The 26,665-nt window shown below is 72.1% G+C and carries 25 protein-coding genes and 1 tRNA gene; 12 read left to right on the top strand and 14 right to left on the bottom strand.

Annotated elements, in window-relative coordinates; translation table 11 throughout:
• Positions 1-4 precede the first annotated feature (4 nt).
• From ACZ6X9_RS28220 to ACZ6X9_RS28210, 3 genes are read left to right on the top strand one after another with little or no spacing between them, the layout of a single operon-like run.
• Entirely contained in the window at positions 5-643 is a 639-nt protein-coding gene (locus ACZ6X9_RS28220; RefSeq protein ID WP_469780815.1) for an aminodeoxychorismate/anthranilate synthase component II, read from the top strand.
• The gene (locus tag ACZ6X9_RS28215; RefSeq protein WP_469780814.1) at positions 640-1,881 is read left to right on the top strand and encodes a class E sortase; all 1,242 of its coding nucleotides are present in this window, start codon (positions 640-642) and stop codon (positions 1,879-1,881) included. Before ACZ6X9_RS28220 ends, ACZ6X9_RS28215 begins: the two co-directional genes overlap by 4 nt.
• Before the next feature lie 32 nt (positions 1,882-1,913).
• Positions 1,914-2,636: a class E sortase gene (locus ACZ6X9_RS28210; RefSeq protein WP_469780813.1), complete on the top strand. Its 723-nt coding sequence runs from the start codon at positions 1,914-1,916 to the stop codon at positions 2,634-2,636.
• 95 nt (positions 2,637-2,731) lie between these two features.
• On the opposite strand, the gene pknB is transcribed toward ACZ6X9_RS28210, so the two are convergent.
• The 6 genes from pknB to ACZ6X9_RS28180 all read right to left on the bottom strand — a co-directional run bounded on the left by pknB (position 2,732) and on the right by ACZ6X9_RS28180 (position 10,892).
• A complete protein-coding gene (pknB, locus tag ACZ6X9_RS28205) occupies positions 2,732-4,792 on the bottom strand; it encodes a Stk1 family PASTA domain-containing Ser/Thr kinase (RefSeq protein WP_469780812.1) in 2,061 nt (686 codons plus the stop codon).
• A 155-nt stretch (positions 4,793-4,947) separates the two neighbouring features.
• Positions 4,948-6,408 (bottom strand): peptidoglycan D,D-transpeptidase FtsI family protein, encoded by a 1,461-nt coding sequence (locus ACZ6X9_RS28200; protein ID WP_469780811.1) that lies wholly within the window; start codon positions 6,406-6,408, stop codon positions 4,948-4,950.
• Positions 6,405-7,820 (bottom strand): FtsW/RodA/SpoVE family cell cycle protein, encoded by a 1,416-nt coding sequence (locus tag ACZ6X9_RS28195; RefSeq protein ID WP_469780810.1) that lies wholly within the window; start codon positions 7,818-7,820, stop codon positions 6,405-6,407. Before ACZ6X9_RS28195 ends, ACZ6X9_RS28200 begins: the two co-directional genes overlap by 4 nt.
• Before the next feature lie 38 nt (positions 7,821-7,858).
• Positions 7,859-9,409 (bottom strand): Stp1/IreP family PP2C-type Ser/Thr phosphatase, encoded by a 1,551-nt coding sequence (locus tag ACZ6X9_RS28190; protein ID WP_469780851.1) that lies wholly within the window; start codon positions 9,407-9,409, stop codon positions 7,859-7,861.
• A gap of 75 nt (positions 9,410-9,484) precedes the next feature.
• Positions 9,485-10,027 carry an FHA domain-containing protein FhaB/FipA gene (locus tag ACZ6X9_RS28185; RefSeq protein ID WP_436782042.1) on the bottom strand — a complete coding sequence of 181 codons (543 nt, stop codon included), beginning with the start codon at positions 10,025-10,027 and terminating at the stop codon, positions 9,485-9,487.
• 10 nt (positions 10,028-10,037) lie between these two features.
• On the bottom strand, positions 10,038-10,892 hold the full coding sequence (locus ACZ6X9_RS28180) for an FhaA domain-containing protein (protein WP_469780809.1): 855 nt from the start codon (positions 10,890-10,892) through the stop codon (positions 10,038-10,040).
• Positions 10,893-11,392: 500 nt separating this feature from the next.
• Between ACZ6X9_RS28180 and ACZ6X9_RS28175 the strand changes: the two genes are divergently transcribed.
• A tRNA-Leu gene (locus tag ACZ6X9_RS28175) sits at positions 11,393-11,476 on the top strand.
• Between the two features lie 183 nt (positions 11,477-11,659).
• Here ACZ6X9_RS28175 and ACZ6X9_RS28170 read toward each other — a convergent pair.
• Entirely contained in the window at positions 11,660-12,094 is a 435-nt protein-coding gene (locus ACZ6X9_RS28170; protein ID WP_469780808.1) for a MarR family winged helix-turn-helix transcriptional regulator, read from the bottom strand.
• 93 nt (positions 12,095-12,187) lie between these two features.
• Here ACZ6X9_RS28170 and ACZ6X9_RS28165 point away from each other — a divergent pair, with 93 nt between their 5' ends.
• From ACZ6X9_RS28165 to ACZ6X9_RS28155, 3 genes are all read left to right on the top strand, one after another.
• Positions 12,188-13,237, top strand: coding sequence for an ABC-2 transporter permease (locus ACZ6X9_RS28165; RefSeq protein WP_469780807.1), 1,050 nt, complete (start codon positions 12,188-12,190; stop codon positions 13,235-13,237).
• Between the two features lie 38 nt (positions 13,238-13,275).
• On the top strand, positions 13,276-14,076 hold the full coding sequence (locus ACZ6X9_RS28160; RefSeq protein WP_469780850.1) for a hypothetical protein: 801 nt from the start codon (positions 13,276-13,278) through the stop codon (positions 14,074-14,076).
• A 420-nt stretch (positions 14,077-14,496) separates the two neighbouring features.
• A complete protein-coding gene (locus tag ACZ6X9_RS28155; RefSeq protein ID WP_469780806.1) occupies positions 14,497-14,844 on the top strand; it encodes a rhodanese-like domain-containing protein in 348 nt (115 codons plus the stop codon).
• A 195-nt stretch (positions 14,845-15,039) separates the two neighbouring features.
• Here ACZ6X9_RS28155 and ACZ6X9_RS28150 read toward each other — a convergent pair whose 3' ends face one another.
• From ACZ6X9_RS28150 to paaA, 5 genes are read right to left on the bottom strand one after another with little or no spacing between them, the layout of a single operon-like run.
• Positions 15,040-16,122: a 2Fe-2S iron-sulfur cluster-binding protein gene (locus ACZ6X9_RS28150; RefSeq protein ID WP_469780805.1), complete on the bottom strand. Its 1,083-nt coding sequence runs from the start codon at positions 16,120-16,122 to the stop codon at positions 15,040-15,042.
• Entirely contained in the window at positions 16,122-16,643 is a 522-nt protein-coding gene (paaD, locus tag ACZ6X9_RS28145; RefSeq protein WP_469780804.1) for a 1,2-phenylacetyl-CoA epoxidase subunit PaaD, read from the bottom strand. Before paaD ends, ACZ6X9_RS28150 begins: the two co-directional genes overlap by 1 nt.
• Positions 16,637-17,413: a 1,2-phenylacetyl-CoA epoxidase subunit PaaC gene (paaC, locus tag ACZ6X9_RS28140; RefSeq protein ID WP_469780803.1), complete on the bottom strand. Its 777-nt coding sequence runs from the start codon at positions 17,411-17,413 to the stop codon at positions 16,637-16,639. The genes paaD and paaC overlap by 7 nt, the downstream gene beginning before the upstream one ends.
• Entirely contained in the window at positions 17,410-17,697 is a 288-nt protein-coding gene (gene paaB, locus ACZ6X9_RS28135; RefSeq protein ID WP_469780802.1) for a 1,2-phenylacetyl-CoA epoxidase subunit PaaB, read from the bottom strand. Before paaB ends, paaC begins: the two co-directional genes overlap by 4 nt.
• Positions 17,694-18,740, bottom strand: a complete 1,047-nt coding sequence (gene paaA / locus ACZ6X9_RS28130) for a 1,2-phenylacetyl-CoA epoxidase subunit PaaA (protein WP_469780801.1) — start codon at positions 18,738-18,740, stop codon at positions 17,694-17,696. The genes paaB and paaA overlap by 4 nt, the downstream gene beginning before the upstream one ends.
• Before the next feature lie 359 nt (positions 18,741-19,099).
• On the opposite strand from paaA, the gene ACZ6X9_RS28125 reads away from it, so the two are divergent.
• From ACZ6X9_RS28125 to ACZ6X9_RS28115, 3 genes are all read left to right on the top strand, one after another.
• Positions 19,100-19,792, top strand: coding sequence for a DUF5819 family protein (locus ACZ6X9_RS28125; protein ID WP_469780800.1), 693 nt, complete (start codon positions 19,100-19,102; stop codon positions 19,790-19,792).
• Positions 19,789-21,111, top strand: a complete 1,323-nt coding sequence (locus ACZ6X9_RS28120) for an HTTM domain-containing protein (protein WP_469780799.1) — start codon at positions 19,789-19,791, stop codon at positions 21,109-21,111. Before ACZ6X9_RS28125 ends, ACZ6X9_RS28120 begins: the two co-directional genes overlap by 4 nt.
• Before the next feature lie 64 nt (positions 21,112-21,175).
• The gene (locus ACZ6X9_RS28115) at positions 21,176-21,934 is read left to right on the top strand and encodes a TrmH family RNA methyltransferase (protein WP_469780798.1); all 759 of its coding nucleotides are present in this window, start codon (positions 21,176-21,178) and stop codon (positions 21,932-21,934) included.
• Positions 21,935-21,964: 30 nt separating this feature from the next.
• Here the strand turns inward: ACZ6X9_RS28115 and paaN are convergent, their stop codons facing one another.
• Positions 21,965-23,662, bottom strand: coding sequence for a phenylacetic acid degradation protein PaaN (gene paaN, locus ACZ6X9_RS28110; RefSeq protein ID WP_469780797.1), 1,698 nt, complete (start codon positions 23,660-23,662; stop codon positions 21,965-21,967).
• A gap of 222 nt (positions 23,663-23,884) precedes the next feature.
• On the opposite strand from paaN, the gene ACZ6X9_RS28105 reads away from it, so the two are divergent.
• Entirely contained in the window at positions 23,885-25,405 is a 1,521-nt protein-coding gene (locus ACZ6X9_RS28105; RefSeq protein WP_469780796.1) for a 3-hydroxyacyl-CoA dehydrogenase, read from the top strand.
• Positions 25,402-25,992 carry a TetR/AcrR family transcriptional regulator gene (locus ACZ6X9_RS28100; protein WP_469780795.1) on the top strand — a complete coding sequence of 197 codons (591 nt, stop codon included), beginning with the start codon at positions 25,402-25,404 and terminating at the stop codon, positions 25,990-25,992. The genes ACZ6X9_RS28105 and ACZ6X9_RS28100 overlap by 4 nt, the downstream gene beginning before the upstream one ends.
• 165 nt (positions 25,993-26,157) lie before the next feature.
• Here the strand turns inward: ACZ6X9_RS28100 and ACZ6X9_RS28095 are convergent, their stop codons facing one another.
• Positions 26,158-26,661 carry an Lrp/AsnC family transcriptional regulator gene (locus tag ACZ6X9_RS28095; protein ID WP_469780794.1) on the bottom strand — a complete coding sequence of 168 codons (504 nt, stop codon included), beginning with the start codon at positions 26,659-26,661 and terminating at the stop codon, positions 26,158-26,160.
• Positions 26,662-26,665: the final 4 nt, after the last annotated feature.

Here is a 26,665-nt window from a genome sequence, read left to right as displayed (position 1 = left end):
CGCGATGAGCGCGCGCATCCTCGTCGTGGACAACTACGACAGCTTCGTCTTCAACCTCGTCCAGTACCTCTACCAGCTCGGCGCCGAGTGCGAGGTGCGCCGGAACGACGAGGTCGAGACCGCGCACGCGCAGGACGGTTTCGACGGGGTGCTGCTCTCCCCCGGTCCCGGGGCGCCCGAACAGGCCGGGGTGTGCGTCGACATGGTGCGGCACTGCGCGGCCACCGGGGTGCCGGTGTTCGGCGTCTGCCTGGGCATGCAGTCGATGGCCGTCGCGTACGGCGGGGTGGTCGGCCGGGCGCCCGAACTGCTGCACGGAAAGACCTCGTCGGTGGTCCACCAGGGCGCGGGCGTCTTCCAGGGCCTGCCCTCGCCGTTCACGGCCACCCGCTACCACTCGCTCGCCGTCGCGCGGGAGAGCTGGCCCGACGAGCTGGAGATGACCGCCTGGACGGAGAGCGGCGTCGCCATGGGCCTGCGCCACCGTGACCTTCCCGTCGAGGGCGTGCAGTTCCACCCGGAGTCGGTACTCACCGAGTGGGGACACCGGATGCTGGCCAACTGGCTCGTCTCCTGCGGCGACACGGGGGCGGTGGAACGGTCGGCCGGGCTCGCCCCGGTGGTGGGCAAGGCCGGAGAGTGAACGGGCTCCGCCCCGAGCGGGACCCCTGGGGGGCGCCGGCACCGGAGCGGTACGCGCCCCCGCCACCGGAAGACCGGCCCCCCGCGGACCCGTACGGGCACGGACGGCCGGGTGAGGCGGCCGCCGACCCGTACGGACGCGGCCGGACCGGGGCGGCCGACGATCCGTACGGGTACGGGCACGCCGGACCGGTCGACGACCCGTACGAGTACGTGCGGGGCGAGCGGGCCGCCGGGCCGTTGCCGCCGGCTCCCGCGCCCGGGCCCGCCGCCTGGTCCCCGGGCGTCTCCCGGCCGCTGCCGCCCGAGAGCCCCGGGCGGCTCGTCGCGCAGCCGTTGCCGCCCGAGACCGTCTCCCGGCCGCTGCCTCCGGAGGCCCCCGCAGGGGCCCCGGTGGGCGTCCCGCCGCAGTCACCCGGCGGCGCTCTGCCCCTGCCCCCCGAGGACGCCGCGACGATGCCGCTGCGCCGGGTGGCGGCCCCCCGCGTGCCGCCCGCGTCCACCGGCGGGCGCGCCGAGCGCCGCAAGGCGGCCCGGCGGGCGGAACGGGCGCGCGGGGACGGCCTCGGGGTGGTCATCAGCCGGCTGCTCGGTGAAGTGTTCATCACCATAGGGGTGGTGATGCTGCTGTTCGTCGCCTACCAACTGTGGTGGACGAACGTGATAGCCCAGCAGCAGGCCGGCGGCGCGGCGAAGGACCTCCGCAGGAGCTGGGCCCGGGACGGCGGCAAGGACCGGGACGCGGGTGCGTTCTCGCCCGGCGAGGGCTTCGCCATCATCTACATCCCCAAGCTCGACGTGAAGGCCCCGATCGCCGAGGGGACGGGGAAGCACAAGGTCCTGGACCGCGGCATGGTCGGGCACTACGGCAAGGGACCGCTGAAGACCGCGATGCCCTGGGACCGGCAGGGCAACTTCGCGCTGGCGGGCCACCGCAACACCCATGGCGAACCGTTCCGCTACGTCAACCGGCTGCGGCCGGGTGACAAGATCGTGGTGGAAACCAAGAGCGCCTTCTACACCTATGAGATGACAAGCCGTCTGGACCAGACGTCACCGGCGAATGTCGGGGTCATCCGCCCGATACCCCAGGGTTCGGGCTTCACGGGACCGGGCCGCTACATCACCCTGACCACCTGCACCCCCGAATTCACCAGTACGTACCGGATGATCGTGTGGGGCAAGATGGTGGACGAGCGCCCGCGCGAGAAGGGCAAGCCGGACGCGCTCGTCGACTGACGGACGGCAGGGGAGCGGGGTACGGGCGGGCTGTGGCAGCAACCGAGGAGCAGACCGACGGCGCCCCACGGCGGCGGAGCCGTACCCGGGGCCGGATAGCCGCCACCGTCGGCGTGGTGGGCGAACTGCTGATCACGGCGGGCGTGCTGCTGGCGCTGTTCGTCGTCTACTCGCTGTGGTGGACGAACGTGATAGCCGACCGCGAGGCCAAGCGGCAGGGCGCGCAGGTGCGCGAGAACTGGGCGCGGAAGGGGCCGGGCGCGCTGGACACCAAGGACGGGGTCGGCTTCCTGCACGTGCCCGCGATGGGCAAGGGCGAGGTGCTGGTGAAGCCCGGCACGGGCAGCTCGGTGCTCAACGAGGGCGTCGCCGGCTACTACCGCAAGCCGGTGAAGGCCACGCTGCCCTGGGAGGGGCAGGGCAACCTCACGCTGGCGGCCCACCGGGACGGACACGGCGCCAAGTTCCACAACATCCACAAGATCAAGGACGGCGACCCGATCGTCTTCGAGACGCGGGACACCTGGTACGTCTACACGGTCTACAAGGAGCTCAAGCAGACCTCACGGTTCAACGTGAAGGTCCTGGAGCAGGTGCCCCGGGAGTCCGGGAAGACCGTGCCGGGCCGCTACCTGACGCTGACGACCTGTACGCCGATCTACACCTCCGACTACCGCTACGTCGTCTGGGCGGAGCTGGCGCGGACGGAGAAGGTCGACGAGAAGCGCACACCGCCGAAGGAACTCCGGGGCTGATCTCGGGCCGGCGGCACGCACACGCCGGCGATACGCGCACGAGAGCCCCGGCACCGCCCTCCCAAGGAGGCCGGTGCCGGGGCTCCGTCCGTACGTCAGTGCCGTCCGCCGAGGAAGCCGCCGAAGGGGCCGCCCTGGTCGTTGCCGCCGGGGTTGCCCCGGTCGTCACCGCCCTGGTTGGCGCCGCCGATGGCACCGTCGGGGAGCGGTGCATGGGTCACGACGTTGACCGCGGTTCCCTTCTTCACCTTCTGAGTGGGGAAGGGCACGGACGATGACACGACGGCCTTGTCGTCGGTCGGGCCCGCGATGTTGCCGAGCTTGAGACCCACGTCCTCCAAGGCCTTCCTGGCGTCCTTGACGGTCAGGTTGGTCAAGGTCGGGACCTCGACCTCCTGCGGGCCCTTGGATACCGACAGTTCGACCGTCGAGCCGGGCGCGGCCGACGTGCTGCCCTGCGGGTCCTGGGCGGTCACCTGGTTGGCCGGGGCGTCGGAGTCGACGTCCTTCCGCGTGACCTTGAAGCCGTTGTCCGTCAGTTGCTTCTCGGCCGCGTCGAACTGCTGGCCGACCACCGGCGGAACGGTCTTGTTGGGGACGGCCGTGGCGACGGTGAGGGTGATCTCCGCGCCCTTCTCGGCCTCGGAGTTCGCCTTCGGGTTCTGCTTGATGACGGTGTTGGGGTCGACCCCGTCGGTCTGCTCGTCCTTGCGGCGGACGGTGAAGCCCTTGTCCTCCAGCGTCTTCTGCGCCTCGTCGAACGGGGTGTGCAGGACGTTGGGGACCTCGACCTTGGCGGGGCCCTTGGACAGCGAGACCTTCACCTCGCTGTTCCGCTCGACCTTGGTGCCGGCCTTGGGGTCCTGTTCGCAGACCTTGCCCTTGTCCGCGTCGCAGTTGACCGCCTTGCCGCTGTCGACGACCTTGAGCTCGACGTTCTCGCCCTGCCGCTGGGCGGAGTCCAGCTTCTCGCCGATCAGGTTGGGCACGGTGACCTCACCGCTCTTGCCGTCACCGGAGAACAGCGACTTGCCGATGAAGATCGCGCCGACGAGCACCAGGATGCCCGCGATCACCAGCAGGATCGTCGACAGGTTGCCCTTCTTCCGGCCGCCGCCGTGGCCGGGCCCGTCCGCTCCGCCGTCGTCGTAGCCGCCGTACCCGCCCCCGTAGCCGCCGCCGTCCCGCACCGGCGGCAGCATGGACGTCTGCCCGGCGGCGTTGGGGTCGTGCCGGCCGATCATGGCGGTCGGCTGGTCCTCGCCGCCGTAGCCGACCGAGCCCATGGCGCTGTAGCCCGCCGCGGCGGCCACCGGGCGGCCCTCCAGGGCGGCCTCGATGTCGGCGCGCATCTCGTCGGCGGACTGGTAGCGGTAGTCCGGGTCCTTGACCAGCGCCTTCAGGACGATGGCGTCCATCTCGGGGGTGATCTCGGGGTCGAAGACGCTCGGCGGGTTGGGCTCCTCGCGGACGTGCTGGTACGCCACCGCCACCGGGGAGTCGCCGATGAACGGCGGCCGCACGGTCAGGAGTTCGTACAGCAGACAGCCCGTCGAGTACAGGTCGGAACGGGCGTCCACCTGCTCGCCCTTGGCCTGCTCGGGGGAGAGGTACTGGGCGGTGCCGATCACGGCGGCCGTCTGCGTCATCGTCATGCCGGCGTCGCCCATCGCGCGGGCGATGCCGAAGTCCATGACCTTGACCTGGCCGGTGCGGGTCAGCATGACGTTGGCGGGCTTGATGTCCCGGTGGACGATGCCCGCCCGGTGGGAGTACTCCAGTGCCTGGAGCACCCCGATCGTCATTTCGAGCGAGCGCTCGGGGAGCAGCTTGCGGCCGGAGTGGAGCAGCTCGCGGAGGGTGGACCCGTCCACGTACTCCATGACGATGTACGGGATCGAGACCCCGTCCACGTAGTCCTCGCCGGTGTCGTAGACGGCGACGATGGACGGGTGGTTCAGCGAGGCGGCCGACTGGGCCTCACGGCGGAACCGGGCCTGGAAGGACGGGTCCCGGGCGAGGTCCACCCGGAGCGTCTTCACGGCGACGGTGCGGCCGAGCCGGGTGTCGTGGGCGAGGTAGACCTCGGCCATGCCACCACGGCCGAGCACCGAGCCCAGCTCGTACCGGCCGCCGAGGCGACGCGGCTCTTCCATAGCTCCAGCCCTTCCGTTCTTCCCGACCGCACCGACGTGGGTCCGGCGGTGTGCTGTCCGCGCTTACCGTACCCGGCGTCCCGCACGTCACCCGGGCGTGACCGGCACCCGATACGTACCTGGTACCGGCGCGCGACGCCGGTGCGTGCCGGGACTCACTTCGAGGTCTTGAGCACCGCCTCCATGACGCCCTTGGCGATGGGCGCGGCCAGCTTGCCGCCGGCGATGTCGTCCCGCATGGTGTTCGACCCCTCGATGACGACGGCGACGGCCACCGGGGAGCCGTCCCCCTTCTTCGCGTAGGAGATGAACCACGCGTAGGGGTTGCCGCTGTTGTCCACGCCGTGCTGGGCGGTGCCCGTCTTGCCGCCGACCTTGACGCCGTCGATCTTCGCCGAGGTGCCGGTGCCCTCCTCGACGACCGTCTCCATCGCGCTCTGCAGCGTCTGGGCGTGCTCCGGGCTGAGCGGCCGGCTCAGTTCCTTCGGCTGGTGCGTCTCGATGACGTTCAGGTTCGGCGCGCGCAGCTTGTCCACCATGTACGGCTCCATGAGCTTGCCGTTGTTGGCGATGGCGGCGGCCACCATGGCCATCTGGAGCGGCGTGGCGCGGTTGGAGGCCTGGCCGATGCCGGCCATGGCGTTCTGCGGGCGGTTGTCCTTGGGGTAGACGCTCTTGGAGACGCCGATCGGGATTTCCAGGTCGTCGCTGTTGAAGCCGAACTTGTTCGCCTGGTCGATCATCTTCTGGTTGCCCAGATCGGCGCTGATCTTGCCGAAGACGCTGTTGCAGGACCACTGGAGGGCCGCGCGCATCGAGACGTTGTCGCAGGGCATCCGCGTCTCGTTGGGCAGCGGCAAGTTCCGCGTGTCGGGCAGCGTCCAGCCCTTGGGCGAGTTCGTCTTCTCGTCGACGTCCTTGTAGAGGTTGTTCTCCAGCGCGGCGGCGGCCGTGACGACCTTGAACGTCGAACCGGGCGGGTAGGTCTCCCGCAGCGCCCGGTTGAGCATCGGCTTGTTCTTCTCGTCCTTGCTGAGCTTCTCCCAGGCGGCGCCGTCGTTGGCCCCGGCGACCGTCGACGGGTCGTACGAGGGGGTGGAGGCCAGCGCCAGGACCTTGCCGGTGCGCGGGTCGAGGGCGGCCACGGCGCCCTTCTTGTTGCCCAGCCCCTTGAACGCGGCTTCCTGCGCCTTGGCGTTGAGGGTGGTGATGACGTCACCGCCCTTCTTGCCCTTGCCGGTGATCATGTCGATCGTCCGGTTGAAGAACAGCCGGTCGTCGTCACCGGTGAGGATCTTGTCCTCGACGCCCTCCAGCATGGTGGGCTTGTAGACCTGCGAGCTCAGGCCGGTGACCGGCGCCCACATCTCACCGTTCTTGTAGGTGCGCCGGTACTTGTAGTTGATGCCGTTGACTTCTTTGGAGCCGGTGATCTCCTGGCCGTCCACGATGATGTTGCCGCGCGGCTGGCTGTAACGGGCGATGTTCACCCGCATGTTGTGCTTGTCGTTCTTGAGCTCGTCGGCCTTGACGAACTGGAGCCAGTTGCCGCGGATCATCAGTGCGAGGACGAGGAGTCCGCAGAAGATCGCGATCCGGCGCACGGGCTTGTTCACGGTCGGACCACCTGGGTCATTTCGGCGTCTGGGTTGGTCACGGGAGCGGGCGCGGGCCGGCGTGCCGCGTCACTGATCTTCATCAGGATGGCGATGAGGGCCCAGTTGGCGATCACCGAGGAGCCGCCCTGTGCCATGAAGGGCATCGTCATACCGGTCAGCGGGATGAGGCCGGTGACACCGCCGGCCACCACGAACACCTGGATGGCGAACGCCCCGGCGAGCCCGATGGCCAGCAGCTTGCCGAACGGGTCGCGGGCGGCCAGCGAGGTGCGCACGCCGCGCTCCACGATCAGACCGTAGATCAGCAGGACGGCCATCAGGCCCGCCAGGCCCAGCTCCTCGCCGACGGTGGCGAGGATGAAGTCGGAGTTGGCGGCGAAGCCGATCAGGTCGGAGTGGCCCTGGCCCCAGCCGGTACCGGACACCCCTCCGGAGCCGAAGGCCCACAGGGCCTGCATCGACTGCCCGGAGTGGATGCCCACGCCCTTCTGGAAGCTCAGGGTGTACTCGCGCATGGGATCGAGCCACGCCTGGACGCGCTGCTGCACATGGGACTCGAACGAGGCCACGCCCACCGCGCCGGCCGCCGACATCAGCAGACCGAAGACGATCCAGCTCGTGCGCTCGGTCGCGACGTAGAGCATCACGACGAACATGCCGAAGAACAGCAGCGAGGTACCGAGGTCGGTCTCGAAGACGAGGATCAGGATGCTGACGGCCCAGACGGCCAGGATCGGTCCCAGGTCCCGGCCGCGCGGCAGGTACATGCCCATGAAGCGGCGGCTGGCCAGGGCGAGCGCGTCCCGCTTGACCATCAGATAACCGGCGAAGAACACCGCCAGCACGATCTTGGCGAACTCACCGGGCTGGATGGTGCCCAGACCGGGAATCTTGATCCAGATCCGGGCGCCGTTGACCGACGGGAAGAACATCGGGGCGATCAGCAGCACCAGCGACAGCGCCATGGAGATGTAGGTGTAGCGCTGGAGGACCCGGTGGTCCTTGAGAAAAACGATCAGCCCGACGAACAGCGCGATGCCCAGCGCCGAGAACAGCAACTGGTTGGTCGCCGCCGGCGCGAACGTCCGCACCTGCTGGAAACGCGGCGACTGGTCCAGCCGCCAGATGACGACCAGCCCCAGCCCGTTCAGGACCGTGGCCAGCGGCAGCAGCAGCGGGTCGGCGTACGGGGCGAACTTCCGCACCACCAGGTGGCCGACGCCGGCCAGCAGGCCGAGGCCCATGCCGTAGCCGAGCATGCCGGAGGGCATCTCGCCGTCCAGCGCCAGGCCCACGTTGGCGTACGCGAAACAGGGGAGGATCACGGCGAAGGCGAGCAGCAGCAACTCGGTGTTGCGCCGGCTCGGCTGGCCCGCCGTGCTGACGGTGGTGGTGTTGGTGTTCGGCATGGGTGAGATGGCTGACACGTCGCTGACCCCCTACAGCCTTACTGCTGGGAGCCGTTGCACTGCGCTGCCACTTTCTGCTCTTCCTCGCTGAGGGTGGGGCCGGGCGCCGGAGTGGGTGCGGCCTGGAGGGTGAGGCCCGACGCCGCGCCGGTCGGCGTGGGCGTGGGCTGCTTGCCCGGGGTCGGCTTCCCCGCGTCGGGCTTGGCCGTCTCGGGCTTCTGGCTCTCGCGCTGCCGGCGCTCGGCCTTCTGCTGCTCGTCCTTCTTCTTGCAGGCGCTCGCCAGCGTGCCGAGGTCCTTGACCTTCTGCTCCGCCTGCGCGCGGCTGCTCACCGCGATCGTGTCCTCCACCCGGCCGCGCTGGTCGACGGGCAGGTACTTGAGTTCGATCTCGGGGTGGTCCTGGTACAGCCTGCTGAGGCTGATCCAGGCGAGGTCCTGGTCGATGCCCTGGTAGAGGGCGACGTGGTCGCTGTCCTTGGCCGCCAGGTAGTACTGCGTCTGCGTCCACTGGTAGCCGCCGTACAGACCGCCGCCGACGACGCCGAGCACCACCGCGATGATCAGGGACCGCTTGACCCAGCCCCCGCGCCGGCGAGGCTTGCCGAGCTCCACGCCGCTTTCGTCGTACTCGTCGTGGAAGGCGCCGAACTCGCCGGCCGGCGCTGCGTCGCCGCCCGGACCGCTGCCGGGCGGGCCGAAGCCGCCGCCCGCCGGGTCCGGCGGCGGGGTGCGGCCCAGCTCGGACGCGCGGCCGGCCGGGGTCTGCATGGCGCCGTGGTCCCCCGTGGGGAACTGGTTCTCGGCGACCGCGCCGACGACCACCGGGGTGTCGCTGTGCTGCCGGCCGACGAGGGTGTCCCCGCCGTCGACGTCCAGGACGTCCGCGACGATCACCGTCACGTTGTCCGGACCGCCGCCGCGCAGGGCCAGCTCGATCAGCTCCTGGACCGTCTCCTGCGGGCCCTGGTAGCTGGCCAGCCGCTCCTCGATCGTCTCGTGGCTGACGACACCGGAGAGGCCGTCGGAGCAGATCAGGTAGCGGTCGCCGGCCCGTACCTCGCGGATGGACAGGTCCGGCTCGACGTGGTCGCCACTGCCCAGCGCGCGCATCAGCAGGGAGCGCTGCGGGTGGGTGGTGGCCTCCTCCTCGGTGATCCGGCCCTCGTCCACCAGCCGCTGCACCCAGGTGTGGTCCTGGGTGATCTGCGTGAGGACACCGTCGCGCAGCAGGTACGCGCGGGAGTCGCCGACGTGGACGAGGCCGAGCCGCTGGCCCGTCCACAGCAGGGCGGTGAGCGTGGTGCCCATGCCCTCCAACTGCGGGTCCTCCTCGACCATCACGCGCAACTGCTCGTTGGCGCGGTGGACGGCGGTGCCGAGCGAGGTGAGGAGGTCCGAACCCGGGACGTCGTCGTCCAGCGTCACCAGGGTGGAGATCACCTCGGAGCTGGCCACCTCGCCCGCGGCCTGGCCGCCCATGCCGTCGGCGATGGCGAGCAGGCGGGGGCCGGCGTAACCGGAGTCCTCGTTGCCTTCCCGGATCATGCCCTTGTGCGATCCGGCGGCGAAACGCAGTGTCAGACTCATGCGCACCTCGCCCGTCGGCTCCGGGTACAGCCCCTTGCCCACCTCGCTGCCCACCCTCCGGTCGTCATGGTCCTACTACTTCCGCAGCTCGATGACGGTCTTGCCGATGCGGATCGGCGCGCCGAGCGGGATCGGGGTCGGGGTGGTCAACCGGGTCCGGTCGAGATAGGTGCCGTTGGTCGACCCGAGGTCCTCGACGATCCAGCGGCCGTCGCGGTCGGGATAGATCCTGGCATGCCGGCTGGAGGCGTAGTCGTCATCCAGCACGATCGTCGAGTCGTGGGCACGGCCGAGGGTGATGGTCTGGCCCTGCAGGGCCACCGTGGTGCCGGTGAGCGAACCCTCCGAGATCACCAGCTTGGTGGGCGCGCCGCGGCGCCCGCGGCTCTCCGCACGGCCCGCCCCCCGGCGTCCGCCGGACTGCTGGCGCTGCGGCGGCGGGGTGGCCTGCTGGGCCGCCCGCTGCGCCGGACGTCCGTCGCCGCCGCGGCGCGAGCCGCGCGCGGTCACCCGCGTGCCGAACAGATCACTGCGAATGACCTGCACGGCCACGATGACGAACAGCCACAGTACGGCGAGGAAACCCAACCGCATGACCGTGAGGGTCAGCTCTGACATTGCCCCCGCTTCACCCTTCGGCTTGCCGATAAACGATGGTGGTGCTGCCCACGACGATCCGTGAGCCGTCGCGGAGCGTAGCGCGCGTGGTGTGCTGCCCGTCCACGACGATGCCGTTGGTCGACCCCAGGTCCTGGATGGTCGCGGGGGTGCCGACCCGGATCTCGCAGTGCCTGCGGGAGACGCCGGGGTCGTCGATGCGTACGTCCGCCTCGGTGCTGCGGCCCAGCACCAGGGTCGGACGGGAGATCTGGTGCCGGGCGCCGTTGATCTCGATCCAGCGCCGTGTCCGCTCCGCCGCGCCGGCTCCCGGCCCGCCCGCGCGGGGCTGGGGACGGGCCGCGCCGGGCGGCGGGGACGACGGCATCGGCGGGGCGCCGGCGGGCTGCGCCGGGTAGCCGCCGCCCTGGGTGGCGGGAGAGGGGGCGCCGCCGTAGGACGGCGCCTGGTGGGGCGGCCGGCCGTGGGCCGCGGGGGGCTCCTGCGACTCGCTGGACGCCAGGGTGCGGCTGCGCACCCGGTAGAGCCCGGTGTCGAGATCGTCCGCCTTCTCCAGGTGGACCTGGATGGTCCCCATGAAGGTGTACCGCTGCTGCTTCGCGTAGTCGCGGACCATGCCGGCCAGCTCGTCGCCCAACTGGCCGGAGTAGGGGCTGAGCCGCTCGTAGTCCGGACCGCTCAGCTCCACGATGAAGTCGTTGGGAACGACCGTGCGGTCACGGTTCCAGATGGTGGCGTTGTTGTCGCACTCCCGCTGGAGCGCACCCGCGATCTCCACGGGCTGGACCTCGGACTTGAACACCTTGGCAAAGGTGCCGTTCACGAGACCTTCGAGTCGCTGCTCGAAGCGCTTCAGTACTCCCACGGGGCACCTCCTTCCCTCGGTGACGCCTGTGATGCCCGGTGTCGTTCCTGATACTGCTTACTGATCGTATCCACGCGCCGGGAAAACGGCTGGTTCCCCTTCGGCGCCAGGAGTGACGAGTGTCGCCCCCGCGTCCGTGCCGCGTTCCCTTCGCGTTCCCTCATGTTCCGTGCGTCCGGTGCGTTTCGTCTGTGCTGTGCGTGCCGTGCGCGCTGTGCGTGCGTTCCGTGCGTTCCCGCGGGACCTTCCGGGCCCCGCGGGATCCTCCACGGGGGATCGTAGAGGCGCCCGGAGGCCAGTGTCCCGCAACCGGCGGGGTCCCCGCCGGTACCCCCGGGCACCGGCGGGGGTCACCGGGGAGCGGCCGGGGGGCGGCCGGCGGACAACGGGTGTGAAGACGCCCCCCGGAGCGTGCTAATGTTCTGCATGTCGGAAGGCGGACGCACCGCGAACCGGACGGAAGTCCGGTAAGAGAGCGGAAGTCGGAAGACACACCCAATGCGCGGGTGGCGGAATAGGCAGACGCGCTGGATTCAGGTTCCAGTGCCCGAAAGGGCGTGGGGGTTCAACTCCCCCCTCGCGCACCGTGAGAACGGGCCTCGTCGTGAAAACGACGGGGCCCGTTCTTCTGTTTGCCCGGCGATGTCCGGCCGGGGTGGGGCGGCCCTGTGCCGTATCTCTCAGCGGGGCCGTCTGCCGGTGGGATCGTCTCTCGGCCGGGGCCGCCCGGGCTCTCTCGGTGGTGGCCGCCCGGGCGGGCGGGGTGATCAATCCGCTTCCTCTCCGGAGGCGTTGTAGCGCAGCAGGTAGTCGGCGAAGCGGGCGAGGTCCGTCTCGTCCCAGTCGGCGAGGCGGTGTTCGAAGGCGACGCGGCGGCTGGCCGCGACCTGGTCCAGGACCTCGGTGCCCCGGTCGGTGAGGTGCAGGACCTGGACCCGCTGGTCCTCGGGGTCGGCGCGGCGTTCGACGAGCCCCAGCCGCTCCAGGCCCGCCACCTGCCGGCTGACCGTGGACTTGTCGAGCAGGTAGTGCGTGGCGAGGTCGGTGGCCCGGCAGCCCCGGCGGTCCTGGAGGTGGGCGAGCAGGGTGTACGAGACCAGGGACAGCTCGGGGTGGAGCCGGGCCGCCGTGGCGCGGGCGCGGCGGGCGAAGGCGGTCAGCTCGCGCTGGATGGTGTCGAGGTGATCGGCTCGATGTGACACGGGGGCCTCTTCCTTTCCATTTGGTTGTATAGTACAACTGAAGTTGGAGTTGTATAAGCCAACTAGTTTTGGATCACCTGGAGAGGGGTGCCCATGAGGCCCGCGACGCGCGCCGCGCTCCGGCATGTACTGACCCACCTGCTCACGCCGCTGCTGATGTGCGTCGGCATGGGGCTCGCCTACCTCGGCGCCTTCGCCGACCCGTCGCCGCACGAACTGCCGGTGGCGGTGGTCGGTTCCGGCCCCGGTGCCGAGCGGCTCGTCCACGCGATCGAGCAGCGGACCGGCGACAAACTGTCCGTCCACACCGTCGCCGACCGCGCGGACGCCGTGCGCGAGCTGAAGGACCAGGACGTCTTCGGCGCCTACGTGCCCGACCGGCGGGCGCCGGAGCTGCTGATCGCCTCGGCCGGCTCGGACACCACCGCCTCGGCGGTGCAGAAGGTGTTCACCCCGATCGCCGCCCGGCAGGGCGCCCCGCTGAAGGTGACCGACGTGGTGCCGCCTTCCGAGGGCGACCCGACCGGGCAGGGCATCTTCTTCCTGCTCGTCGCGCTGAGCATCGGTTCCTACGCCTCGGTGGCGGTGATCGGCGGGGCCGGCGGCGCGCTGGCACTGCGGATCCGGGCGCTGCTGGCCGCCGCGACGTCGCTCGTGGTGAGCGTCATCGGCGTGGTGCTGGCGGGACCCGTCTTCAACCTGGTGGATCACGGGCTGTGGGGGCTGTGGGGCCTGTCGTGGCTGTACTCGGCGGGCGTCCTCTTCGTCGGTACCGGCCTGCACACCTTCCTCAAGCGGTGGACCACGCTCGGCGTGATGGTGCTGTTCGTCATGCTCAACTTCACCAGCGCCGGCGGTGTCTTCCGGCCCGAACTGCAGAACGGCTTCTTCGCCGGCCTGCACGGCTTCTGGAACGGCGCCGGCTTCGTCGAGGGCACCCGCAGCCTCGTCTACTTCGGCCACTCCGGGCTGGGCGGCCACGTGACCACGCTGCTGGCCTGGCTGGCCGTGGGACTCGCCGTGCTGGGCGCCGCCTGGGCGGTGGAGCACCGACGCGGGGCGCGGACCGCCGTGACCTCCGGGGACCGGGCCGGGACCGGCCCGGAGACCGAGGAGGAGATGGAGGAAGCCGTCGGCGTCTGAGGCGGGAGGGGGCCCCGAGCTCGTAGGCTGGGCGGGTGATGAATCCGGAGACCGACGTACCGGCCGGACCGGGCACCGAGCGGCTGGAACGCGCCGTGCGGGCGGCCGAGCAGGCGCTGATCGAGTTCGAGATCGCGGTGGAGACGTTCCGGGTGGAGGTGGAGAACTTCTCCCGGCTGCACCACCAGCGGCTCGGCCCGCTCTACGGGCGGCTGGACGAGCTGGAGGCACGCATCGCCGAGGCCGTCGCCGCCCGTTCCGGCGACCCGGACGACCTGAAGCGGGCACGCGAGGCGCGGGCGCTGGTGCAGCCGATGCCCGGCGTCGAGGAGCTGCTCGGCGGGTGGATGGACTCCGACGGGCTGTCGCCCGAGGCGGGCGCCATGCTCACCGGGCAGCGGGTCCGGCCCCCCGAGCGGGTCCGCCCCAGCGACGCCTGCCGCAAGGCCTACCGCGAACTCGTCCGCCGGGCCCACCCCGACCTGGCCACGGACGAGGCGGAGCGGAGGCGGCGAGAGGAGTTCGTCGTCCGCGTCAACGAGGCCTACGCGGCGGGCGACGAGCAGCGGCTGCGCGAACTGGCCGAGGAATGGGCCGCCGGGCCCGTCCCCGGACAGCGGCGCCCGGACCGCGCCGAGGAGCTCTACGCCCGGCTTGAGTGGCTCGCCCGGCGCAAGGAACTGCTGGCCGAGCTGGCCGCGGAACTGGAGTCCTCGGCGATCGGCTCCATGATCAAGATGGCGCCGGAGGACCCCGACGGACTGCTCGACGAGATCGCGGGCGGGCTGCTGGCACAGATCGCGGAGCGTGAGACCCGGCTGGCTTCGCTGGGCGGGTAGAGGGGCTGCGGGACGCGGGAGGCGGGCAGGAGCGGGGCCGGGGGTGCCGGGGGACGGGTGCGAGCGGGGGCCGAGTGGCGGCGGGTCGGCGGCGGGTCGGTCGGTCGCATCGCGCGGTCCGGTGGCGCTCGGGCGGCTCTGTGGTCCTGACTCCGCAGTCCTGTGGGTGGGACGACACCGGGTGGTCGGGCGGCGTGACGGCGTCGGTAGCGCTCGGGCGATCACGCGACGTCGCGGGATTCGGTGGCGCCGCGGCGGTCGGGAAGCGCTCGGAGGGTGCGGCGGCCCCGCCGGGCCGGATGGCGCCCGGGCGGGCAGCGGCGCGCGATTCGGCAGTGCCCGGCGGCCGGGCCATGCTTCACGAGGTCCGGCGGGCCGGCGAGGTTCGGCGGGCTCGCGGGGTCGGGTAGCGTCGGGCGCATGATGTTTGGTTCCGGAGTTCCCACGGTCGAGGTCGGCGCGCTCGCGGCGGACGACTTCCTGCTGGACGTGCGCGAGGCCGACGAGTGGGAGGCCGGGCACGCCGAGACCGCCCTGCACATCCCGATGAGCGAGTTCGCCGCGCGCTTCGGCGAGCTCACGGAACGGGCCCCCGACGGCGGGCGGATCAACGTGATCTGCCGCTCGGGCGGCCGCTCGGCCCAGGTGACCGCCTACCTGGTCCAGCAGGGCCTGGACGCGGTGAACGTCGACGGCGGCATGCAGGCCTGGGCCGCCGCGGGCCGTCCCGTGGTGGCGGCGGGCGGGGCTCCGGGTTCGGTGATCTGAGACCCGACCAGGCGCGCTGCCCGGCCGTGGGCGGGGTCACGACTGCTGGGGACGGGCGAGCCGGCGGCTGCCCGACGGCGGGGCCCCGCCCGCCACGGGCCGTGCGTGTACCCGGTGTCGCGGCGGTCGCGTTGCCGTGGGCGCGCGTTGCTGTGAGCCGCGGGGTCGGCCGGTGCGGCGGACGTCGGCGCCCCGTCAGCGGTCGAAGTCCAGTTCCACCTCCTCCGTCACCGGCCGTGACTGGCAGGCCAGGACGTATCCCGCCGACAGCTCGTCGTCCTCCAGGGCGAAGTTGCGGTCCATGCGTACCTCGCCGGAGACCAGGAACGCCCGGCACGTTCCACAGACGCCGCCCTTGCAGGCGTACGGCGCGTCGGGGCGGTTGCGCAGCACGGCCTCCAGCAGGGACTCGCCCTCGCGGACGGGCCAGCGGCCACCGTGGCCGTCGAGTGTGGCCGTGACCGTCCCGCCGGCGGCCGCGTCGGCGGACCGGGGCGGGACCGGGGCGGCCGGGCTGTCCTCGACGTGGAAGATCTCCTGGTGGACACGGTCCCGGGGGACCCCGAGGCCGTGCAGGGCCCGCTCGGCGGCCAGCACCAGCCCGTGCGGACCGCACAGGAACCAGCCGTCCACCGAACCGACCTGGAGCAGTGCCGGCAGCAGGCCGGCGAGCCGCCGCTCGTCGAGCCGGCCCGAGGCCGGGCCGGCCTGTCGCTCCTCCCGGGAGAGGGTCTGGACGACCTGGAACCGGCCGGGATGGCGGTCCTTGAGGTCGGCGACCTCCTCCAGGAACATCGTGGAGGCCGTGGTGCGGTCGCTGCGCACGAGGGTGAAACGGGCCGCCGGCTCGCGGGCGAGCAGGGTCGTCGCGATGGACAGGACGGGGGTGATCCCGCTCCCGCCGACGACCGCGGCGAAGTGTCCGGGCCGTGGTTCCAGGACGAACCGGCCCGCCGGCGTCATCACCTCCAGCTCGTCCCCCGCCCGCAGCTCCTTGAACGCGTACGTCGAGAACGCGCCCCCGTCGACGAGCCGGACGCCGACCCGCAGGGTGCGCGGCCCCTCGGGACCGGGGGCCGGTCCGCAGACAGAGTAGGTGCGGCGTATCTCGGCGCCCTCGACGGTGTGGCGCACGGTCAGGTGCTGGCCGGGGGCATGGCGGAAGGCGTCGCGGAGCTCGGCGGGGACGGCGAAGGTCACGGCGACCGCGTCGTCGGTGAGCGGTTCGACGCAGGCCACTCGCAGGCGGTGGAAGGTGCCGTGGCGGGCCGCTGCCATCAGTGCAACTCCTTGAAGTGGTCGAACGGCTCACGGCACGTGTCGCAGCGGCGCAGGGCCTTGCAGGCGGTGGAGGAGAAGCGGCTGAGCAGTGTGGTGTCCGTGGAACCGCAGTGCGGGCAGCGGATGGCGAGCCGGAGGGGTACGGGGCCGGAGGGCCGGGGCGGGGCGACTCCGTACTCGGCGAGCTTGCGGCGGCCTTCGGCGCTGATCGCGTCGGTGGTCCAGGGCGGCGAGAGCACGGTGCGGACCTCGACGTCGGCGATCCCCTCGGCGTGCAGGACGCGCTCTATGTCGGCGGACATGGCCTCCACGGCGGGGCAGCCGGTGTAGGTGGGGGTGAGGTCCACCTCCACCCGGCCGGGCGCGGTGACGCGCAGACCGCGCAGGACACCGAGCTCCTCCAGGGAGACGACGGGCAGCTCCGGGTCGGGGACGGCACCGGCCAGCGCGCGCAGCCGCTCCTCCACGGGCGTCAGGTCCTCGGCCGCCCGGGGCGGGGGCACGGATCCGGTCACCATGACGCCCCCGGGTGGCTGCGGTGGAGGTGCTGCATCTCGGCGAGCATGCGGCCGAAGGGCTCGGTGTGGATGCCCTGGCGTCCGCCACCCGCGGCCCAGGCGACCGCCGTGGGGCCGGTGGGGAGCTCCAGCGTGGCCCGGCGCACGGTCCGCCCGACGCGCTCCGTCCACGCCTCGCGCAGGGCGTCCGGGTCGACGCCGTCCAGGCCCTCCACGGGCCGGAACAGCTCGCCCGTGTACCGCCACAGGGCGTCCAGGGCCCGGCGCATGCGCTCGTGGCTCTCGGCCGTCCCGTCGCCGAGCCGCAGGGTCCAGTGCTCGGCGTGGTCGAGGTGGTAGGCGACCTCCTTGACGGCCTTCGCCGCCAGCGGGGCGAACGGGCCGTCGCCCTCGGCGAGCCGGGCGTAGAGCAGGTACTGGTAGGCGGAGAAGAAGAGCTGCCGGGCGATCGTGTGGGCGAAGTCCCCGTTGGGCCGCTCGACGAGCTGGACGTTGCGGAAGGCGCGCTCCTCGCGGAGGTACGCCAGTTCGTCCTCGTCGCCGACGAGCGAGTACAGGGTGCGGGCCTGGCCGAGCAGGTCGAGGGCGATGTTGGCGAGCGCGACCTCCTCTTCCAGGACGGGGGCGCGGCCCGCCCACTCCCCCAGCCGGTGCGAGAGGACCAGGGCGTCGTCGCCGAGCGCGAGGGCGGCCGCGACGGGTACGGCTGCCGGCGGGCCGGCCGGGGTGGCGGGGGCGCCGGTGGCGGAGTCGGTGGAGGCAGGGGTCACAGGTGCCGCACCCCTTCGGGGATCTCGTAGAACGTCGGGTGGCGGTACGCCTTGTCGCCGGCCGGCTCGAAGAAGGGGTCCTTCTCGTCCGGCGAGGAGGCGGTGACGGCGTCGGAGGGCACCACCCAGATGGACACGCCCTCGGACCGGCGGGTGTACAGGTCCCGGGCGTTGCGCAGGGCCATCCGCGCGTCCGGGGCGTGCAGGCTGCCGGCGTGGGTGTGCGCGAGGCCACGCCTGCTGCGCACGAACACCTCCCACAGCGGCCAGTCGGTGCCGGTCATGCCATCGCCTCCGGGTGCTCGGTGGGACCGGACGCGGCGGTCCCGCGCTCGGGGGTCTCGGGCCGGGTGCCGCCGCGGCGGGGGCCGGGGACGTGCTTGGCCGCGTACGCGGCGGCGGCCTCCCGTACCCAGGCGCCGTCCTCGTGGGCCTCACGGCGGCGGGCCAGCCGCTGCTCGTTGCAGGGGCCGTTGCCGCGCAGGACCTCGGTGAACTCGTCCCAGTCGATCGGGCCGAAGTCGTAGTGCCCGGTCTCCTCGTTCCACCGCAGGTCGGGGTCGGGGAGGGTGAGGCCGAGGGACTCGGCCTGCGGGACGCAGATGTCGACGAAGCGCCGGCGCAGTTCGTCGTTGGAGTGCCGCTTGATCTTCCAGGCCGTGGACTGGGCGGAGTGCGGGGATTCCCCGTCCGGCGGGCCGAACATCATCAGCGACGGCCACCACCAGCGGTTCACCGCGTCCTGGGCCATGGCGTGCTGGGCCTCGGTGCCGCGGCTGAGGGCGAGCAGCAGCTCGTACCCCTGCCGCTGGTGGAACGACTCCTCTTTGCAGACGCGGATCATGGCCCGTGCGTACGGGCCGTAGGAGCAGCGGCACAGGGGGACCTGGTTGGTGATGGCCGCGCCGTCCACGAGCCAGCCGATGGCACCGACGTCGGCCCAGGTCAGGGTGGGGTAGTTGAAGATCGACGAGTACCGCTGGCGGCCGGCGTGCAGCTTGTCCAGCAGCTCGTCGCGGCCGACGCCCAGGGTCTCGGCGGCGCTGTAGAGGTAGAGGCCGTGGCCCGCCTCGTCCTGGACCTTGGCCATGAGGATGGCCTTGCGCCGCAGCGAGGGCGCCCGGGTGATCCAGTTGGCCTCGGGCTGCATGCCGATGATCTCGGAGTGGGCGTGCTGGGCTATCTGCCGGATCAGGGTGGCGCGGTAGGCGTCGGGCATCCAGTCCCGCGGCTCGATGCGCTCGTCCGCCGCCACCGTGGCGTCGAACACCGCTTCCAGAGCCGCTGTGTCCACCGTTTCCGGCGTTTCCGGTGCCGTCGTCGTCATGCCGATGCCCCCTCGTCCGATGTGAACGCGTGAACGCCGGCCGGGCGGTGCGGGGAGGGAAGCCCGGCACCCTACCGACCGATCGTTCGGTTCAATGGTGAGGTGGCCCAGGAGCGGTGTCAAGGCTGTGGATAACCGCCCGGGGTCGGCTGTGGACAACGGTGCCGGAGCGTCTCGGGGACGGCACGATGGCCGGTACGGGAAGGGGCCGGCGAACCCGGCCCGGGGGCCGGGCGGCGGGATCGAGGTCTTATGGCCGCTGCGTCCCCCGCCGCCGGGTCGGTACCGTTCGGGTGCGCGGAAGGCGTCCGCGCGCGATCGGCGGGCGAACGCGATCGACGAGCGAAATCGGGGCGTACATGGACACGGACGACGGACGCGAGCGGAAGGACGGCGCCGGTGAGCGGGCGGCTCCGGCCGCGCCCGCCAAGCTGTCCCGGACCGCCCGCTGTGTCATCGCACTCGGCGCCCTGACCGTCACCCTGGTGACGGCGGTGCATCTGGGCATGATGTTCTTCCACGTGGCACCGCCGAACACGGTCAGCAAGCAGCACTCCTCGACCATCGCGAACTACGTCCTGCCCGAGTTCGAGCAGAACTGGAAGTTCTTCGCGCCCAACCCGCTCCAGCAGAACATCCACGTCCAGGTCCGTGCCCGGGTGCGCGCCCCGGACGGCAAGGTCACGGTCACCCCGTGGACCGACCTCTCCGCCCAGGACGGTGCCGCCATCCACCACAACCCCCTCCCCAGCCACGCGCGACAGAACCAGCTCCGTCGCGCCTGGGACTTCTACCTCGCCTGGCACGACGACCAGGGCCGGCCGCTGGGCAAGCGGAGCCCGCTCGCCGAGGAGTACCTGCGTCGGATCGCCGTCTCCCGGCTGGACCTCGATCGCGAGGGGAACAGCCTCGAACGCGTCCAGCTCCGTTCGGTGACCTCGAACGTCGCGCCGCCGCCCTGGAACAAGGGGCAGACCGGCGAGCCGGTCCAACGTGAGCTGGCCTGGTGGCAGGTCACCCCCGACGACCTGAAGGCGGTGCGTTCCCTGTGAACGTCTCCTCCGTACGCACCGCCTGGTCACATGCCTACGCCCGGGTCACCGGCAGTTCCCTCGGCCCGTACCAGACCGCCCTGATCCGGATCGGGTTCTCCTTCACCTGGCTGTTCTTCCTGGTCCGCGAGTGGGCCAACCGTCATGAGCTGTACGGCCCGAACGCCCCCTGGAGCTGGGACCTCGCCCACCGGCTGACGGACGACAACGGCGCCTTCACGGTGCTCATGTGGTCCGACAGCGGCTGGTGGTTCGAGCTGGTCTACCTCCTGGCGATGGTCTCGGCCCTGTTGCTGATGCTGGGCTGGCGGACCAGGACCATGTCCGTCCTCTACATGATCGGCATGCTGTCGCTGCAGAACCGCAGCGTCTTCGTCGGCGACGGCGGGGACAACGTCCTGCACCTGATGGCGATCTACACGGTGTTCACCCGCTGCGGGCAGGTGTGGTCGCTCGACGCCCGGCGCGCGCGGCGCCGAGCGGCGGCCTCCCCGGACGCCGCCGCGGACCCCGGCAGGGACCGGGACCTCACCGGCATGGTGCTGTGGGCGCTCTGCGGCCTCGCGCTGTTCCTGGCGACGACCGACACCGACACCCGGCTCGCCTGGACCGCGCACGGTCCGGTCCCGGGCATCGGCTGGGCCATGCTGCTGTGGGCCCTGTGGAGCGGGCACGGGCTCTGGTGGGCCGTGCGGCGCCACGGCGGCACGGAACCGCGGGCGGTGGCGGCCGCGTTCGGGCACCTGATGCACAACGCCGCCCTGCTGGTGATACTCGCCGAGATCTGCCTGATCTACGGCGCGGCCGGCTGGTACAAGGTGCAGGGCACGCTCTGGCAGGACGGCAGCGCGCTCTACTACCCCTTGCACCTCGACTACTTCTCCCCCTGGCCGGGCCTGTCGCACGCCCTCGCCGCCAGCGGTGTCGTCGTGCTGCTGCTCAGCTACGGAACGGTCGCGGTCCAGGCGGCCTTCCCCTTCACGCTGATCAACCGCAGGGTGAAGAACGCCCTGGTGGTGGTGATGATCGCGGAGCACATCGGGATCGCCGTCCTGCTCGGGCTGCCCTTCTTCTCCCTGGTGATGATCTGCGCGGACGCCGTGTTCCTGCCGACGGCGTTCCTGGTGCGCGCCGGCGGCGCGGTGGGACGGACGGCGGCGCGCGCCTGGGACGCACTGGTCCGCTTCGACCGACGGGAGGTCCCGGCCCGGCGGGCGCCGGACCGGCCCTCCGGGACCGCGGCGGCGGACGACGAGGGGCAGGGCGCCGGGCGGTCGGCCGGGGCCGAGACGGACCCGGCCCGTTCCGCGTCGGGGTGAGCGCGCAACGCCACCGGAGCCCGGCGCCCCGCGTCGCCCCAGGTCAGCGCCGTAGGCTGGGCCCATGACCGAGGACGCGACCGGTATCGCCGTGCGGCAGTGGGGCGAGACCGCCCCCGGCGCCGTGCTGCTCGACGGATTCCACGCCATCAAGCACGCCCTGCGCTTCGGGGCCCGGATCGGGCCCGTGCTCACCACCGACGGTGCCGCCGTCCTGGCGCTGGCCGACCGGCTCGCCGACGACGTGACCGAGTCCCTGCGCGGACTGCTCACGGAGGTGGACCGGGCCGTTCTGCGTGAGCTGGTGCCCCGGGGACACACCACCGAGGTCGCCGCCCTGGCCGCCCGGCCCACCCGCGAGGACAACCTCGCCGCGCTGGCCCGCCGCCCCCGGCCCGCGCCCGTCGTCCTCCTCGACAACCCGCGCAACCTCGGCAACGTCGGGGCGGTCGTCCGGCTGGCCGCCGGCTTCGGGGCGACCGGTGTCGTCACCACCGGGGACCTCGACCCGTGGCACCAGAACGCCGTGCGGGCGGGCGCGGGGCTGCACTACGCGACGGCCGTCGAACGGGTGACGGCCGACGGCCTGCCGCACGGGCCGCTGTTCGCGCTGGACCCGGAGGGGGACGACATCCGGTCCGTCAGCCTCCCGGACGACGCCGTGCTCGCCTTCGGATCCGAGCGGCACGGCATCTCGGACGAGGTGCGGGGCCGGGCGGACCGGCTGGTCTCGCTGCCGATGCGCCCGCAGGTGTCCAGCTACAACCTCGCCACGAGCGTGGCGATGGCGCTGTTCCACTGGGGTGGGCCCGCGGCGGCCTGACACCGCCGCCGGGGCCTCGGCGGCCGGCCCTTACGCCTGCCGCCGCACCTCCACCGTGCGGAACCGGCTCGCCACGAACGCCGCGTCGCAGAGCGCCGCGTTGGCCGCGGGGTTGCCGCCCGAGCCGTGGTAGTCGGAGAACGCGGCGGTCTGGTTGACGTAGACGCCCCCGGTCAGGTTCAGCGAGAGCTGTGCGCACTCCTCCAGACACGCCTGCTCGATCGCTTCCTCGGCCTCCGCCGAGGTGGTGTACGCCCCGACGGTCATCGCGCCCTTCTCCCGCACCGTGCGCCGCAGCAGTTCCACCGCCTCCGCCGTGGAGTCCACGGCCACGGCGAACGACACCGGGCCGAAGCACTCGGAGAAGTACGCGGCCTCGGCGTCCGGCTTGGCGCCGTCGAGTTTGACGATCACCGGGGTGCGGACGGTCGCGTCGGGGAAGTCGGGGTTGGCCACCGTACGGGAGGCGAGCGCCACCTCGCCGAGCCGGCCGGCCGCCTCGATCCGCTCCTTGACCTGGCCGTTGACGATGGCGCCCAGCAGGGCGTTGGCCCGGGCGTCGTCGCCCAGCAGGCTCCGGACGGCCTCCGCCAGATCGGCCACCACCTCGTCGTACGTCTTGTGGCCGGCGTCCGTGCCGATGCCGCCGCGCGGGATCAGCAGGTTCTGCGGAGTGGTGCACATCTGGCCGCTGTAGAGGGAGAGCGAGAAGGCCAGGTTGGACAGCATCCCCCGGTAGTCGCCGGTGGAGTCGATGATCACGGTGTTGACGCCGGCCTTCTCGGTGAAGACCTGGGCCTGCCGGGCGTTCGTCTCCAGCCAGTCGCCGAACGCGGTGGAACCGGTGTAGTCGATGATCCGGACGTCCGGGTGGACGGCCAGCGACTTGGCGATGCCCTCGCCGTCCCGCTCGGCGGCCAGGGCGACGAGGTCGGGGGAGAAGCCGGCCTCGCGCAGCACCTCGCGCGCGATGCGCACGGTCAGCGCGAGCGGCAGGACCGCGCGCGGGTGGGGCTTGACCAGGACGGGGTTGCCGGTCGCCAGCGAGGCGAAGAGGCCGGGGTAACCGTTCCAGGTGGGGAAGGTGTTGCAGCCGATGACGAGGGCGATGCCGCGCGGCACCGCGGTGAACTCCTTGGCCAGTTTCAGCGGGTCGCGTTTGCCCTGCGGCTTGACCCACTCGGCCGTCCGCTCGGCCTCGGCCTGCGCGGCGTACGCATAGGCGACGGCCTCCAGGCCGCGGTCCTGCGCGTGCGGGCCGCCGGCCTGGAACGCCATCATGAACGCCTGGCCGCTGGTGTGCATGACCGCGTGTGCCATCTCGTGCGTCCTGGCGCTGATCCGCTTGAGGATCTCCAGACACACCAGGGCCCGGGCGCGCGGGCCCGCCTCGCGCCACGGGCGCATCGCGGACCGCATGGCCGGCAGCAGCACGGCGAGGTCGGGGTGGGGGTACTCGATGCCGAGCCGCGGGCCGTAGGGGGAGACCTCGGAGCCCGTCCAGTCGTCTGTGCCGGGCTGGTCGAGCTCGAAGCGCCGGTCCCGGAGGGCCTCGAAGGCCGCCTGGCCCGCGGCGGCGTCCAGGCCGCCGTCCTGGTCGGGCCCGTACGCCTTGGGGTGCTCGGGATGCGGGGACCAGTAGGCGCGGGTGCGGATGACGTCGAGGGCCGTGTCGAGCGTGGCGGAGTGCTTCTCGGCCAACTGGTCGATGGTGAGTCCGGCGGTCACGGTTGACCAACTCCTCGTCGGACGGGCGTGGATGCGGTGGTGGTGAACCTCAAGTAACGCAGCGAAAGTGCAGTGAAAGCAGTGGAACCAGGTGAAACGGTGGTGCCGGATTCACCCGGCCGCGTGCCGTTGTCGTACCCGCCAGATACATTAACCGAACGATCGGTCGGGACAAGGGGGCCCGGCGAATCCGGCACCACCTCATCGGGGAGGATCACTGCCATGACCGCAATCGAGCCGGAGCACACCGTGGCCGTCGTGGGCGCGGGCACCATGGGCCAGGGCATCGCCCAGGTCGCCCTGGTCGCGGGCCACCCCGTGCGGCTGTACGACGCGCTCCCGGGCCGCGCGGAGGACGCCGCGCGGGCCGTCGCCGCCCGGCTGGACCGCCTCGTGGCCAAGGGCCGGATGCCGGCGGACGCCCGGGACGCGGCCGTCGCACGGCTGCGTCCCGTCGCGGAGCTCGCCGGGCTCGCGGACTGCGCGCTCGTCGCCGAGGCCGTCGTCGAGCGACTGGACGTCAAGCAGGGGCTGTTCCGTGAGCTGGAGGAGGTCGTGGCCGACGACTGCCTGCTCGCCACCAACACCTCGTCCCTGCCCGTGACGGCGGTCGCCGGACCGCTGCGCCGCCCCGGACGCCTCGTCGGCCTGCACTTCTTCAACCCCGCGCCGCTGCTGCCGCTGGTCGAGGTCGTCCGGGGGCACGCCACCGAGCAGGCCGCCGCCGACCGCGCGTACGCCACCGCCGCGGCCTGGGGGAAGACGCCCGTACGCTGCGCCGACACCCCCGGCTTCCTCGTCAACCGGCTCGCCCGGCCGTTCTACGCCGAGGCCTTCCGGCTCCTGGAGGAGCGGGCCGCGGACCCCGCCACCATCGACGCGGTGCTGCGCGAGAGCGGCGGCTTCGCCATGGGTCCGTTCGAACTCACCGACCTCATCGGCCAGGACGTGAACGAGGCCGTCACGCGCTCGGTGTACGAGGCGTTCTTCCACCACCCGAAGTTCACCCCGTCGCTCGCCCAGCGGCGCCTGGTGGAGGCGGGGCTGCTGGGACGCAAGAGTGGGCGGGGCTGGTACGACCACGCCGAGGGCGCCGCGCGGTCGGAACCGCACACCGCGGCTCCCGAGAAGGCGCCCGAGGCACTCGTCCTGCACGGCACTCTGCCCCCCGCCGCGGCCGTCCTGCCGGAACTGGTCGAGGCGGCGGGCATAACGCTGAGGCGGGCGGACTCCGACGGCGAGGGGTACTTCGCGCTGCCCGGCGGCGCCCGGCTGGCCCTGACCGACGGCCGGTCCGCCACGGGGGAGACCGGGGAACCGGCCGTCCGCTTCGACCTGGCCCTGGACTACCGCTCCTGCGCCCGTGTGGCCCTCGCCGCTTCCCCCGGCACCTCCCCGGCCGACCTGCGGGCCGCCGTCGGCCTGTTCCAGGCGCTCGGCAAGAAGGTCAGCGTCGTGGCGGACGCGCCCGGCCTGGTCGTCGCGCGGACCGTCGCCCTCCTCGTCGACCTCGCCGAGGACGCCGCCGGCCGGGGCGTCGCCGGCCGGGAGGGCATCGACACCGCCATGCGGCTCGGCGTGAACTACCCGCGCGGACCGCTGGAGTGGGGCCGGGAGCTCGGGGCCGCGTGGGTCCGCCGCTTCCTGGCGAACATGGAGTCCGAGTACCCGGGCGGGCGCTACGCCCCGTCCCAGTCGCTGCGCCGCCGAGCGGCCGTCAAGGAGAGCCTGTTTCCATCATGACCATGGCCAAGCGTGACACCTACACGCCGGAATCGCTGCTCGCGGTCGCCGTCGAGGTGTTCAACGAGCGCGGCTACGACGGCACCTCCATGGAGCACTTGTCGCGCGCCGCGGGGATCTCGAAGTCCTCGATCTACCACCACGTCAGGAGCAAGGAGGAACTGCTGCGGCGGGCCATAAGCCGTGCGCTGGACGGGCTGTTCGCCGTCCTGGACGAGCCGGGCGCCACCACGGGGGCCGCCGTGGACCGGCTGGAGTACGTCACCCGCCGCACCGTCGAGGTGCTGATCGCCGAACTCCCGTACGTCACGCTGCTGCTGCGCGTGCGCGGCAACACGGACACCGAGCGCTGGGCGATGGAGCGCCGGCGGGAGTTCGACCACCGGGTCGCGGCCCTTCTCAAGGAGGCCGCCGCCGATGGTGACCTGCGGGCCGACGTGGACGTCCGGCTGGCGACCCGCCTCCTCTTCGGAATGATCAACTCCGTGGTGGAGTGGTACCGGCCGCAGCGGGACAACGCCGCCACCAGCGAGGAGGTCGCCGACGCGGTGATCAACACGGCGTTCGCGGGGTTGCGGTCGCACTGAGCGGGGTGGCGGGCACGCTGGGCGGGCTTGCGGGACACTGAGCGGGCGGCGCGCCGACGAGCGGGTGGATCGAGCTCCGCGCACCGGCCGACGGGCGGGCGGGCGCCGGACGCGCCTCGTCCTGTCCCGCGCGCCCCGCGCCCGTCCCGCGCGCCCCGCGCCGCCTCACACCTCCTGTCCGTTCAGGCCCTCCTTCAGGTCCTGCTCCTCGAAGACCAGCAGGGTGCGGGTGCTCAGCACCTCCTCCATGGCCTGGATCCGGGTGAGCACGAGCTCGCGGAGGGCCCGGTTGTCCTTGGTGTGCACCAGCAGCAGGACGTCGAAGTCCCCGCTGACCAGGGCGATGTGCGAGGCCCCCGGCAGCACGCTGAGCTTCTCGCGCACGGTGCGCCAGGAGTTCTGCACGATCTTCAGCGTGATGTACGCGGACGCGCCCTGCCCGGCCCGCTCCTGGTCGATGCGGGCGCCGAAGCCCCGGATCACCCCGTCGTCGATGAGCCGGTTGATCCGCGCGTAGGCGTTGGCGCGGGAGACGTGCACCCGCTCGGCCACGGACCGTATCGAGGCCCGTCCGTCGGTCTGGAGCATGTGCAGGATCGAGCGGTCGATCTCGTCGAGCGGTCGGGCGGGCGTTCTGGGGCTCGTTTTGGCCATCTGTTCGTCCGGCATACCG

The organism is Streptomyces sp. NPDC052910, from assembly GCF_055585605.1.
The sequence above is the reverse complement of the archived record's forward strand: the minus strand, read 5'-3'. Positions and strand labels throughout refer to the sequence as shown.